Origin of the sequence: Pseudoalteromonas sp. SWXJ133 (assembly GCF_015864365.1) — a bacterium.
Classification (GTDB): Bacteria; Pseudomonadota; Gammaproteobacteria; order Enterobacterales; family Alteromonadaceae; genus Pseudoalteromonas; species Pseudoalteromonas arctica.
The window spans coordinates 48550-61895 of the sequence record NZ_JADYXJ010000016.1; the positions used below are offsets into that span (position 1 = coordinate 48550).

8 protein-coding genes and 1 pseudogene are annotated in these 13346 nt (G+C 40.5%); 6 read left to right on the plus strand and 3 right to left on the minus strand.

Features of this window, described 5'->3' with window-relative positions; translation table 11 throughout:
- Positions 1 to 55 precede the first annotated feature (55 nt).
- Together I6F40_RS12735 and I6F40_RS19900 are read left to right on the plus strand one after the other, a co-directional pair.
- Complete coding sequence (locus tag I6F40_RS12735; RefSeq protein ID WP_197193019.1) at positions 56 to 2989, plus strand: TonB-dependent receptor; 2934 nt, start codon at positions 56 to 58, stop codon at positions 2987 to 2989.
- Positions 2990 to 3115: 126 nt separating this feature from the next.
- A pseudogene (locus I6F40_RS19900) lies at positions 3116 to 3361 on the plus strand (IS110 family transposase); the annotation flags it as partial.
- Between the two features lie 50 nt (positions 3362 to 3411).
- Here the strand turns inward: I6F40_RS19900 and I6F40_RS19905 are convergent.
- Both I6F40_RS19905 and exaC read right to left on the minus strand, forming a co-directional pair.
- Positions 3412 to 3639 (minus strand): nucleotidyltransferase domain-containing protein, encoded by a 228-nt coding sequence (locus tag I6F40_RS19905; RefSeq protein WP_197193020.1) that lies wholly within the window; start codon positions 3637 to 3639, stop codon positions 3412 to 3414.
- Positions 3640 to 4076: 437 nt separating this feature from the next.
- Positions 4077 to 5597 carry an acetaldehyde dehydrogenase ExaC gene (gene exaC / locus I6F40_RS12745; protein ID WP_197193021.1) on the minus strand — a complete coding sequence of 507 codons (1521 nt, stop codon included), beginning with the start codon at positions 5595 to 5597 and terminating at the stop codon, positions 4077 to 4079.
- A gap of 162 nt (positions 5598 to 5759) precedes the next feature.
- Between exaC and I6F40_RS12750 the strand changes: the two genes are divergently transcribed.
- Positions 5760 to 6653 carry an AraC family transcriptional regulator gene (locus I6F40_RS12750; RefSeq protein WP_197193022.1) on the plus strand — a complete coding sequence of 298 codons (894 nt, stop codon included), beginning with the start codon at positions 5760 to 5762 and terminating at the stop codon, positions 6651 to 6653.
- Between the two features lie 80 nt (positions 6654 to 6733).
- Positions 6734 to 7765, plus strand: a complete 1032-nt coding sequence (locus I6F40_RS12755) for a LacI family DNA-binding transcriptional regulator (protein WP_197193023.1) — start codon at positions 6734 to 6736, stop codon at positions 7763 to 7765.
- A 95-nt stretch (positions 7766 to 7860) separates the two neighbouring features.
- On the opposite strand, the gene gtfA is transcribed toward I6F40_RS12755, so the two are convergent.
- Entirely contained in the window at positions 7861 to 9333 is a 1473-nt protein-coding gene (gene gtfA, locus I6F40_RS12760; RefSeq protein ID WP_197193024.1) for a sucrose phosphorylase, read from the minus strand.
- A gap of 176 nt (positions 9334 to 9509) precedes the next feature.
- Between gtfA and I6F40_RS12765 the strand changes: the two genes are divergently transcribed.
- Together I6F40_RS12765 and I6F40_RS12770 are read left to right on the plus strand one after the other, a co-directional pair.
- A complete protein-coding gene (locus I6F40_RS12765) occupies positions 9510 to 10736 on the plus strand; it encodes an MFS transporter (protein ID WP_182711722.1) in 1227 nt (408 codons plus the stop codon).
- Between the two features lie 172 nt (positions 10737 to 10908).
- Complete coding sequence (locus I6F40_RS12770) at positions 10909 to 13299, plus strand: TonB-dependent siderophore receptor (protein ID WP_197193025.1); 2391 nt, start codon at positions 10909 to 10911, stop codon at positions 13297 to 13299.
- The last annotated feature ends 47 nt before the right edge of the window (positions 13300 to 13346 follow it).

The window sequence follows — 13346 nt, forward strand, 5'->3', positions numbered from 1 at the left end:
TTGGTATTACACAGCACCTTCACTCTTGAACAACATTTTATAAAGCAGAGCTATTATGAACACATTCAATTTTAAAAAGAGCCAACTTGCGGCTTCTGTGTCTCTTATCATTGCTGCGAGCACATTAAACACAGCTATCGCTGCAGAAGCAGACATATCAGCAAAGCCTGATGTAGAAATTATTGAAGTAAAAGGTATTCGTGGTTCACTTATTCGTTCTATGGATATGAAACGCGACTCTTCGGGTATTGTAGATGCTATCTCGTCTGAAGAAATGGGTAAATTCCCAGATACCAACTTAGCAGAATCATTACAACGTATTACCGGCGTATCGGTGAGCCGTGCAAACGGTGAAGGTAGCCAAATTACAGTACGTGGTTTTGGTCCTGAGTTTAACTTAATTACCTTAAATGGTCGCCAAATGCCGGGCACAGGTTATACACGTTCGTACAACCTTGAAAACATCGCCTCTGAAGGCGTAAGTGCCCTTGAAGTATTTAAAACAGCACGTGCAGATGTGCCAAGCGGTGGCTTAGGTGCAACAGTTAATATTTCTACTGCACGCCCTTTTCAAAAGCCGGGTCAGAACTTTTCAGCAACCGTTAAAGCAAACCACGACTCGTCAAACGAAGCTGGCGATGACGTAACACCAGAGTTTTCTACTGTTTACAGCAATACTTTTGTAGATGACACTTTTGGTTTTGGTTTTTCGTTTTCGCACCAAGAGCGTGACTTTCAAAAACAAAGTGCCAATATTCAAGGCTGGCAAGCAAACGTAGACTTACCTGAATTAGATAGCAGCAACGTTGTTGATAACCGTACAGATACATCAGGTAACTACTACTTCCCTAAAGACATGAACTACTCTATTGAAGATGTAGAACGTGAACGTACAAACGGACAAGTTACTTTTCAGTTTGCACCGGTAGATGGCTTTGTAGCAACTCTTGATTACACTGCAAGTAAAGCTGTAACAGGTTCTCAAAGTATTGGTTGGGGTATTTGGAACGACTTGGGTAGCAATATTAATGGCTACGAACTAGATGAAAATGGTACAGCTGTTTATGCTGATATTAGCGGTAACGATGCATCATTCACAGCTAATAAAGGTACTACAGAAGTAAAAGCACGCTCACTTGGTTTAAATCTTGATTGGGAAATTAACGACACATGGCACGTAGAGCTTGATTACCACGACTCTAAAAATGAGACTGACAACGGCGCCGATGACGGGCTAGGCAGTACCGGCCAAGTGATTTTGGGCTCAGATCAGCTTGCTAATAAAATTTACGATTACCGCACAGGCGATATTCCAAGTGCTCAAGTTAACTGGTTAAACGGCACAAGTGAATTAACGCCTGGCGAAATTGATTCGAACTTTAGTCAGTTTACTCACTCACCGGGTGAGTCAAACATTGAACAGTTACAACTACATACGACATGGTATAACGAAAGCTACGACATTGGTTTAGTTAAAGTTAAATTTGGCGCATCACGTACTGAGCAAAACACCGGCGGTTACACCGCGTGGAGTGGTTTAGTAGGTGGTCCAGGCTTTAACCCATCGTTCACAGAAATATTCCCAGATAGCATGTTTACTCGCCATGACACATCAGGATTATTAGATCAGTTTGATGGCGGCGGTAGCGATTTACAACCTAATTATTACTACACGTATGACTTTGACGAAGCTGTTGCACGCCAAATTGCGTATTTAACGGCTGATGTAACCGGTAGCGATGCATACGCCGCAAATGCCTATATGGATGGTATTGACAGCGAAAGCTACGTAGAAGAAATCACTAATAGCTTTTATGTTCAATCAAGCTGGGAATTTGACGTAAGTAACTACTACGTAAAAGTAAATGCAGGCCTACGCTATGAGCAAACAGACGTAACCAGTACTGTACGTCAACGCGTTGAGGATCAAGTTAATTGGATCAGCGCTTCTGAGTGGATCATGCAATACGCTGCTGGCGGCGATGATAACTTCTTAGAGCAACAAGGTGATTACGATGTTTTACTGCCTTCAATCGACGTAAGTGTTGATTTAACTGAAGACGTAGTTGCCCGCGTATCTTGGGGTAAAACAATGTCGCGTGCACCACTAGGTAATCTAGCCGGTGGTCGTAGTTTAACAGGCAGCCCAAAACCAGGTTCTCGTACAGGTAGCCAAGGTAATACAAACCTACTGCCGTTTGAATCAACAAACCTTGATTTATCACTTGAGTATTACTACGCAGAAGGCAGCTACGCATCTGTTGGTTACTTCAAAAAAGATGTTGATAACTTTATTCAAACCACCATTACGCAAACTACTATTGATGGCTTGCACGATATTTTAAACGGCCCTCGTTACTTACAAGCCGTAAGCGATATTGAATCACGTGGTGAGCAAGCAACAACCGACGCTATTTTTGCACAAATGATTGCCAGCGGTTACGGCAATGCAAATGGCGTTATTGAACCAAACAGCGACGATCCGCTAATTACATGGAATATTAGCCAACCACAAAACACCGACAGTAAATCGGTAGATGGTTTTGAAGTAGCTGTTCAGCACTTAATTGGTGAAACCGGTTTTGGTGTAGGTGTTAACGCGACGTTTGTAGATGGCGACGTTGAATTTGATAGCGAAAGCCTTGATCAACAAGCACCACTTACAGGCTTAAGTGACTCAGCTAACTTCCAAGGCTTTTACGAAAAAGACGGCCTATCAGTTAAAATTACTTATGCATGGCGCGACTCATACCTAATTGGTGTTGGCCAAGCACAAGGCTCCGCCGATGCGCCTCCGCAATATGCTAAAGCATATGGCCAATGGGATATGAGCGTTAACTACGATGTAAACGAAAACGTAACTGTATTTTTTGATGGCATAAACTTAAATAATGCAACCGAAGAAGGTTACGGACGTTACGAAGAGCAGTTCTTATTTGCTAATCAATACGGTCCGCGTTACTCAATTGGTGCTCGTTACACGTTCTAACTAAATTTCCTTTAGTAATATGCAAAAAACCGCTCACTGAGCGGTTTTTTATTGTTTTAAATAGTAACCTGTTAGTAAGTGATTAAGCATACATACCATCGATATATCAAACCACAGTAACTCCTTTTAAAGCAAACATTTGTGGAATGGGCAGGCTTTTCTATTCGTTATTCGTTTTGGGCTAAAGCGTATTATGAGCAACAAAAAGCCAAGGGTAAGCCGCATAACAGCATAATTAGATCACTGGCATTTAAATGGATAAGGATTGTTTTTAAGTGTTGGAAAACGAATACACCCTACGATGAATCGACGTATTTAGCGGCCTTAAAACGCAGAGGATCACCACTTTTAAAGTTTTCAGTTAATAGCTAATTTTACTAGTCGTCCACCTCAGGGCGTGTTGTTACGCCTATTTATCAAAGCTAATATAGAACATCTGTACATACCACCGCTATATCTACATCACTATCGGAACGGACATTTGTATTATTGGCGTAAGACCCTTTCGCATATACCTTTAGAGAACAATTGTTGAACGGCTCGTGGGCATCAATCGCTTGGCGAATCATTCGCTCCGTTCTATCTTGTTTGTCCTTTTCAGTATCACTTGAAGGACCTGTCCATCCTGACAGCTTATTTTCCAAACTCATGATTAATCCTCAGAAGACGCTAACAGCTTATTGAACACCACTATAGGGGTTTATAACCCCCAAAAACGGCGTATATTACATACCCTGATAATTCCACCAAACAACTCCAATGTAAACAAGTAATTACATGTGTAATAAAATTGCCTTTGTTTAAATACCTCAGAACGACTTTTAATAATGTTATCGGACAAAACTGCAACTATTGCCAATTTATACAGTTATTAATTATAAAATTCAGCTCGTATGAAATTACCTTTTTTAACACTGAAAAAAAGAATATATATATAATAAAAACATGCAAAAAACACGATTGATGATAAGAGCGATTACGCGGTTGAGACGTTTTAAATTCATTAAGTCAATGTACAAAAAAGCGCTACAAATATGCAGCGCCCTCATTATTTAATGGTTGTTGTGTACAAGTTTGAACTGTTTTATTAAAAGAAGCCGAGCGGATCTTCGCTGTAGCTCACTAATAGGTTTTTAGTTTGTTGGTAGTGATCAAGTGCTAGTTTGTGTGTTTCTCGCCCTATTCCTGATTTTTTATAACCACCAAATGCAGCATGTGCTGGGTACATGTGGTAACAGTTTGTCCACACTCGACCAGCTTCAATTTTACGTCCCATGGTATAAGCACGATTCATGTTTCTACTCCACACCCCTGCACCTAAACCAAATTCAGAGCTGTTGGCAAGCTCGAGTGCTTCGGCTTCATCTTTAAAGGTCGACATTGAAATAACAGGGCCAAAAATCTCTTCTTGGAACACACGCATATCGTTTGTGCCCTTTAATAACGTAGGCTGTATGTAATAACCACCGTTTAAGTCATCACTTAATTGCTCAATGTTTCCGCCAGTGAGTACTTCAGCGCCTTCCTTTTTGCCTATTTCAATGTAGCTCAGTATTTTATCAAATTGCGCTTTTGAAGCTTGCGCGCCCACCATTGTTTCACTGTCGAGCGGATTACCGCGCTTAATTTTTTGAGTACGCTCGAGTATTCGCTCAATAAACTGCTCGTAAATATCTTCTTGAATAAACAGCCTTGATGGGCACGTACACACCTCGCCTTGGTTAAAGTAAGCAAGCACGGCGCCTTCAATCGCTTTGGATAAAAACGCGTCGTCTTTTTCCATTACATCATTAAAAAATATATTAGGTGATTTACCACCGAGCTCGACCGTTGAAGGAATAATATTTTCAGCAGCGCATTTCAAAATATGTGAGCCCACAGGCGTTGAACCTGTAAATGCAATTTTAGCGATACGCTTGCTTGTTGCCAGTGCTTCGCCTGCTTCTTTACCGAAGCCGTTTACTATATTTAATACGCCTGCAGGGAGTAAATCGCCAATTATCTCCATTAAAACTAAAATAGAAGCTGGTGTTTGCTCAGCCGGTTTTAAAATTACGCAGTTACCTGCAGCAAGTGCTGGCGCGAGTTTCCAGGCGGCCATTAAAATAGGGAAGTTCCACGGAATAATTTGCCCAACAACACCTAGTGGCTCGTGAAAATGATACGCAACGGTGGTTGCGTCTATTTCACCTATAGTGCCGTCTTGCGATCGTAGGCACCCTGCAAAGTAGCGAAAGTGATCTGCCGCTAGCGGAATATCAGCAGCGAGTGTTTCACGAATTGCTTTACCGTTATCCCATGTTTCGGCAACAGCTAGTACCTCTAGGTTTTGCTCAATTCGGTCGGCTATTTTTAGCAGTATGTTACTTCGGTCGGTCACCGACGTTGTGCCCCACTGCTCTCGCACTGCATGCGCTTTGTCGAGAGCCAGCTCTATGTCGTCTTTGTCTGAACGCGGTACTTGGCAAAACACCTTACCGTTTACTGGGCTTATATTATCAAAGTATTGGCCATTTACAGGCTTTACCCACTCCCCACCAATATAGTTTCCGTATTGTTGTTTAAAGTTTACGAGTGCGCTGTCGCTACCTGGATTTGCATATATCATGTGTGTGATCTCTTTATTGTTGTTAGCTAAAGGTCGAACATTTATATAAAACAAAATGCTTTATATTTAATCGACATTAAACTAACAAGTACCTAAAAACTTGATTAGCTGTCCACAAAAGTTGTCTGTGAGTCCAAACTAATAAAAACCTAAAGGATTGATATGCACACATCTCAGTTAAACAAAAAACGCCAACAACTTGATGTTTTAATTGAAAACAAAGTCTCGTTTGCCGCAGATAGCAGTGAGCTGAGTATTTACGACACGTATCAAAGCGCGCAAAAGGTGGCACTGCATTCAAACGAGTTACTGTTTTGCGCCATGCTTAGCGGCAAAAAGGTAATGCACGTAGAAAGCAGCCAATACCATAAAGCATTTTTACCACACGAGTCGTTTGTATTAGCGCCAGAGCAAGGCGTATTAATTGATTTTCCACAGGCATCAATGAGCACTCCAACTACTTGTTTAGCTATTGAAATTAGCACCGACAAAATAACTAGCGTGGCGAATGCACTAAACATGCAGCAAAATTTTGCCCACGATGGCTTGTTTGAATATGTACCGCAGTTAGTGCATACCCAACATAATATGCAAACGCAGCAATTATTAGAGCGCATGGTACATTTATTTAGTGAGCAAGGCGCACAGCGACATTACTTGATCGACTTGTCGTTAAACGAATTGATCACCCGTTTATTACAACAACAAAGCCGCGAGCTATTGCTGGCTAGCTGCGATAAGCCTCGCCTTAAAACAAAAGTCAGCGATGCCCTGCTTTATATTGAAGAACATTTAAATGAAACGCTCGACATAAATACCTTATGCAAAATATCCTGTATGAGCCGCAGCAAGTTTTATCAGCAGTTTAAACTTGCATTTGGCACTACCCCAGCTCTTTGGCAGCAACAGTTAAGACTAAAAAAAGCGCGTACTCAATTACTACAAGGCCATGCAATTAGTAAAGTTTGCTTTGATGTTGGATTTAATAGCGCGAGCCACTTTAGTCGCCTATTTAAACAAACCTTTGGCATTGCGCCTAAAGAGTGCCGACATTAGCCCTAAAATCTTATTTTTTTACTTTGCTAACGCCCTGAATATGTTAGTTTATTAACATGAGTATTGAGTAAAGAATTGGTATGAGTAAGCAAACCCGCTGGACCCTTAAAAGTATTGCTAAAGAGTTAGGTGTGTCTAACGCGACAGTATCTAATGCGTTTAATCGCCCTGATCAGCTATCGGCTAAACGCCGAGACGATATTCTCGCAGCGTGTAAAACTTTGGGCTATTACGGGCCTAATAAGGCCGCGCAATCATTGCGTAATGGCACATTTAATATTGTTGCTTTAGTGCTGCCCGATAGTGTGGAGTATATGGTGTCTGACCCCGTTGCTAGTAGCTTTATGCGCGGTGTTACCTCAGTGCTTGAAAAAAATGGCATTAATGTTTTATTGTTTTCAGGTAATAGCGATAACCTTAACAACGTGGTCGACTTTGTAGATGGCTTTATTTGTTATGGCCGCCCTCGTAATAACGCGTTAGTTGAGCAGTTAAAAACAGTGTCTAAACATGTAGTGACAATTGATTTTGATATTGCTCGCAATGCCTCTGTAAATATTAATAACGAGCAAGCAAGTTACGAAATAGCTAAACACGTACTGCATAATCAAAACGATAAAGTGGCTATATTAGGGCTTAGATTACTTGATGAAAACGTATTATGCCGGGTGTATGAGCATCACGAATTTGAAACCGGACAATCTATTTCGCATCAACGTTTACGTGGTTATCAACGTGCTTTAAGCGAGGCAAATATTACGGTAGCTGACGATCGTATTTGGAACATTCCTGAAAGTAGCGAACGTTTTGCCAATATTGCTGCAAAAGAAGTACTTAGTGCATCACCGCGTCCTAACGTTATTATTTGTATGAGTGATTTAATTGCCCTTGCCACAATGCGAGAAGCAATAAAACAAGACATAAAAGTAGGTGAAGAACTGCGTATTGTAGGCTTTGATGGAATAGATGAAGCAGCCCGGTTTGTACCTCGCCTCACCACCATTCATCAAAACAGCCAAGAAAAAGGCGTTATAGCCGCTGAATTATTTATTTCTAAAAAAGAAAAAACTCAGGAAGTCAGTTACGAATTAGAGATTGGTGCCAGTAGTTAGCTTACAAGCCTTGTAATTGTTTTATGTGTTAAAAAGCCAAGCTTAAGTAGCTTGGCTTTTGCTTTACATGGCGTTTGTAAATTACTTTTATAGGATTAAGCTAAAAATGAATTTAAGTTAATCGTTGTTTCTTCATCACCGTTTACCTGCGTAATCAGTGCATGGCGTAATTTAAAATCAACAGTAAGTGAAATAGTTTGCTCACCTAGTTGCCACGATAAACAACACATACTGCCTTCACCTTGCGCACTAAATTCACCTGCAAATGCAGGGTGTGAATTGCGAATTTTAATTAATTCAATTAAACCTTTTACTACAGGCTTATTTAAGGCTTTGTCGATTATATTTGCATCTAGATATGGGCGGTTAATATCACGGCCAACATTTGTATTAGCTAATAGCTCCATATCATTTTCACAGGCAAATAAGCCGCCGTAATAAACTTGTGGTACACCTGGTGCAAAAAATTGAATTGCACGCGACAGTAAGTAATCAAAGTCTTTAGCGCCTAATGCGTTGTAGTACGTACAGTTAACTTGATATAAGTCGACATTACTAGCCGCAGCGCCCGTAGCTTGGCGGCTTTGGTTGTTACTGTTGGCGTGCATTGTTTCTACTAGGTTATCAATCTGCTGTGCATTTAATAGCCCTGGCTTGTCGCCCATTGGACCTGCGTCAATAATGCCAATACCGTCGTGTGTATCAAGTACAGTTAAGCAATTGCGTGGCGAAATTTGTAACCATTTGAGCAGTGCATCTACATCGTTATTAAATAAGCTGTGTAAAATAAGTGGTGGTAACGCAAAGTCGTAAACCATATTTACACGTTTTGCCACTTCTACCTGAGTTTGATAATGGCTATGTATTTCTGCAATGGTTTCCATGCCTAAATCGTTTGCTTGCTTAGATAAGTTATCTAGGTAGCCAAACGTTTCATCAAGCATAAAGCAGTTAGTGCCCGCTTGCTTAATGGCGTAACCCGCCGCATCTAAACGAATAATATTTACATTGTTAGCCGAAAATTTAGTTAGTACGTTATTTAAATACGCAACACCGGCTTCTACTTTTACGTTTATATCGATTTGATTGTCGGTAAAAGTGGTCCAAAAATCATACGTTTTACCATCACCACATTTCATTGAGGTAAAGCAACTACCTGGACGTGGGCGGTAAATTGCTTTTTGCTCAGCTTCGCTCATACCATTTGGAAATACATCTTCTTTGGTTAAAAACAAATCCCAAAATTCTGATTGCTTACCTTTAGCTAATACATCTTGAAACTGAAAAGACTGCGCCGATACATGGTTAACAATTAGGTCTGCCATTAAGTCGAGATCTTTACCTAATACCTGTATGTCTTCCCAAGTGCCTATTCTAGAATCAACTTCACTATGATCAATAGGGTCAAAGCCAGCATCGCTGCCATCAATAGGATTGTAAAATGGCAATAAGTGCACACCACCAAATACGCCTTTTAAAGGGCCGTTTAAAAGTGTGGTTAGCGCGCCTATATTTTGGCCAGTGATTCGATCAGCATATGTGATCAATTGAACTTTATTCTTCATCATTGTGTGATTACCATGTTGAAACTTAATCGATTAAGATATATCTTTAACTAGCGAGTAAGAATTTACAAGTAATTTTTAATAATTTTACATACAAATTTCGTGGCTCACGTAATACTACAGTAAGCAACTGACTGACTTACGAAGTGTTAATAGAGAATTTAACGAGGAATAAACACATGACAAAATCACACACACACGTAAGCAGCGACCCACTGCAACAAATACGCTGGCTTACATACATGATGTTTTTTATGTTTGCCATGACCTCTGACGCAGTCGGCATGATAATCCCCGAACTTATAAAAGATTTCGGTTTGAGCATGACTCAAGCTAGTGCATTTCATTACGCTCCCATGGCATTAATAGCCTTTAGTGGCTTATTTTTAGGCTTTTTAGCTGACAGCCTTGGCCGTAAAAAAACCATTATGCTGGGTCTATTAATATTTTCTGCTAGTTGTTTTTTATTTGCATTTAGCACCAGCTTTACTTTCTTTTTAGTATTGCTTTGCTGCATAGGCTTGGCCATTGGTTTATTTAAAACCGGCGCTTTGGCATTGCTTGGCGATATTTCACATAGTAACGACGACCATACTAAAACCATGAACAAGGTTGAGGGCTTTTTTGGCATTGGCGCTATTGTAGGCCCTGCCCTAGTTGGTGTTTTATTAGTGCAAAACGTTAGTTGGACATACCTGTATATTACTGCGGGCGTGATGTGTTTAATTCTTGCTTTGTTAGCATGGCGCGCAGACTACCCTGACGTAGTAAAAACAACTGAAAAGCCAGCCTCTTTGGCCACCACCCTAAAAATGGTAAAAAACCCTTATGCACTTGGCTTTTCTTTAGCCATTGCACTATATGTAGCGACTGAAGTGGCTATTTATGTATGGATGCCAACGCTATTAAAGGACTACACAGGCTCTTGGCCGCTCCTTGCCACTTATGCACTTACTATATTTTTTATACTACGTGCTGCAGGTCGTTTTATTGCCGTATGGTTACTAAACCGTTATAGCTGGCAAGGTGTTATGGCTTATTTAAGCTTAGGTATTGCGCTTTGTTATGTGGGTACACTTATTGGTGGTGTTGATTGGGCTGTAGGATTATTACCTCTTTCAGGTTTATTTATGTCTATGGTTTATCCAACTTTAAACTCTAAAGGTATATCGTGTTTTCCTGCTGAGCGCCATGGAGCCGTAGCCGGCGTTATATTATTTTTCACCGCATTATCAGCTGCTTTAGCTCCTTTATTTATGGGTATGATCAGCGATTACTTTGGCCATGTGCGCTATGGCTTTTACTTAGCAACAGGGTTTGCCGTGATTTTATTTGTAGCTATGTTGTTCAATTATTTACGCGACCCATCAATGAGTGCTTTACAAGAAAATAATCCAACAGCTTAATAAACTTGTATCTCAATACAATAAAAAAACACTTTTAAAATCAATATATGAATAATAAAAGAGCAAATTAAACACAAAATGATTTGCTTATTGTAAAATATTTGTTATTTTTACTTAATCGATTAAGTAAAAATAACAAACCCTACTGGGATCAACACAACGAGGCGTTCACATGACAACACACAATACACCTTTATATTTAATCAGCGCTTTAGCACTTGCCGTAAGTCAAGGCGTTAACGCACAAGAAACAGATCAAGCAACACCTGAAGCATCTCAAAACAAAGGTCTTGAAACAATTGTTGTAACCGGCGTACCACGTCGAACAACAATCATGGCTTCAAGCGTATCAGTTAGTAGCGTATCACTTGAACAAGTTCAAGTGTCTACTCCTCGCTCAACAGCCGAGGCTTTTAGAATCATCCCTGGTATTCGTGCAGAATCGACAGGTGGCGAAGGCAATGCAAATATTGCTGTTCGTGGCCTGCCTGTTGCTTCAGGCGGTGCAAAATTTTTACAATTACAAGAAGATGGGTTACCTGTAATGCAATACGGTGATATCGCTTTTGGTAATTCAGATATTTTTATGCGATTAGATAACACTGTACAAACTATCGAATCGATTCGTGGTGGCTCAGCATCTACTGCAGCAAGTAATGCACCTGGTGGCATTATTAACTTTATCTCTAAAAATGGCGAAAACGAATCTGGCAGTGTATCTACAACACTTGGCTTAGATTACGACAACGTTCGTACAGACTTTGAATACGGCACTTACTTAACCGATAGCGTGCGTTTTCATGTTGGTGGCTTTGTTCGACAAGGCGAAGGCCCGCGCGAAACAGGTTACACGTCTAATAAAGGTGGCCAAATAAAAGCTAACCTTACAAAAGATTTCGACAACGGTTACGTTCGCTTTTATTACAAACACTTAGATGATAAGAGTGTTGGCTACCTTCCTATGCCAATGTACTCAAATGGTGACTCTATTGCTGGCTTTGATGCGCAATCAGACACACCTCACTCAGCGTTATTTACTAAAACAGCACGCTTAAATGGTGAAAACCAAATCAGTAGCGGCGATATCCGCGATGGTATGAATCCAAAGGTTGATTCTGTTGGTTTTGAAGCTGTATTTGATTTAGATAACGATTGGCGTATCGAAAACCGCTTTCGTAAATCATCAATAAGCGGCAACTTTAATTCACCTTTCACAGAACAAGTAGGTAGTGCAACATCAATTGCAGAAAGCATTGGTGGCGTGGGTGCAACCTTGAGCAACGCGAACACCGGTGAAGCGTTTAACGATGGTTTAGCAATGAAGATGGTGACATTTGATGTCACAATGAATGACTTTGGCTCTATAGTTAATGACTTTAAATTAACTAAATCGTTCGATGATGATACCAGCCTTACATTTGGTTACTATGCATCTACGCAAAACATTGCGATGTCGTGGTTATGGAACTCTTACGTAATGGAGCTCAAGGGTGACAATGCTGCATTACTAAATGTAACAGGTGCCGATGGCACTGAGTTATCTGAAAACGGTTTATACGCTTACAGTGCATTTGGTAACTGTTGCCAACGTGATTACGATACAGAATACGATACTCGTGCACCATACGTTGCATTTTCTACTAAATTAGGCGACGTAAGCATTGATGCAAGTGCTCGCTATGATAGTGGTGAAGCTCGCGGAACATACGCAGGTGCAGTGACTTCAACAGTAGATATGAACCGCGACGGTGAAATATCAATCCCTGAGCAAAACGTTGCAGGTATTGATACTGCAAACGCAAGTCCAGTAAATTACGACTGGAACTATTCTTCTTATTCAATTGGTGCTAATTACCAAATTGACCCAAGTCTTGCTACGTTTGCACGTATTAGTAAAGGTGGTCGTGCAAATGCTGACCGTCTTTTATTTGGAAAAGTACGCGCCGACGGCTCTGTTGCAAAAGAAGACGCTGTTGATGAAGTAAACCAGTTTGAGTTTGGTGTTAAGAAGCGCTTTGATTCGTTATCAGTATTTGCTACTGCGTTTTTTGCCGAAACTGAAGAGCAAAACTTTGAAGCAACATCACAAACATTTTTTGACCGTGAATACGAAGCAAAAGGGATTGAAATAGAATCTACTTACTTTATTGATGCATGGGATTTTCGCGGTAATTTAACCTGGACCGATGCAGAAATAGCAAAAGATGCGCTTAACCCAGATGTTGTAGGTAATACGCCACGTCGTCAAGCCGATTTAATTTACTCATTAATGGCACGTTACAACTATGAAAAAGGCGCTGCAGGGGTAAGTTTCATTGGTACTACCGATGCGTACGCTCAAGATAATAACGACTTGCAATTTGACGGCTACACACAGGTAAATGGCTTTGTAAGCTATGATTTATCTGAAAACCTTAATATTGCGCTTAATGTGAACAACCTATTTGACACAGTAGGTATTACAGAAGCCGAAGAAGGCTCAATACCTGAAAATAACATTATTCGTGCCCGTGCTATTAACGGCCGCACAACGTCGGTAACTTTAAAATACGCTTTTAACTAAATGTGTATATTGCGCTGCGGTGAGTAATCACTGTAGCGCCTTTTAAA

Coding starts and splice junctions, on each gene's coding strand:
- I6F40_RS12755 (WP_197193023.1), top strand. CDS start 6,734: ATGAGTAAGCAAACCCGCTGGACCCTTAAAAGTATTGCTAAAGAGTTA.
- I6F40_RS12735 (WP_197193019.1), top strand. CDS start 56: ATGAACACATTCAATTTTAAAAAGAGCCAACTTGCGGCTTCTGTGTCT.
- I6F40_RS12750 (WP_197193022.1), top strand. CDS start 5,760: ATGCACACATCTCAGTTAAACAAAAAACGCCAACAACTTGATGTTTTA.
- I6F40_RS12770 (WP_197193025.1), top strand. CDS start 10,909: ATGACAACACACAATACACCTTTATATTTAATCAGCGCTTTAGCACTT.
- I6F40_RS12765 (WP_182711722.1), top strand. CDS start 9,510: ATGACAAAATCACACACACACGTAAGCAGCGACCCACTGCAACAAATA.
- I6F40_RS19905 (WP_197193020.1), bottom strand. CDS start 3,639: ATGAGTTTGGAAAATAAGCTGTCAGGATGGACAGGTCCTTCAAGTGAT.
- gtfA (WP_197193024.1), bottom strand. CDS start 9,333: ATGATGAAGAATAAAGTTCAATTGATCACATATGCTGATCGAATCACT.
- exaC (WP_197193021.1), bottom strand. CDS start 5,597: ATGATATATGCAAATCCAGGTAGCGACAGCGCACTCGTAAACTTTAAA.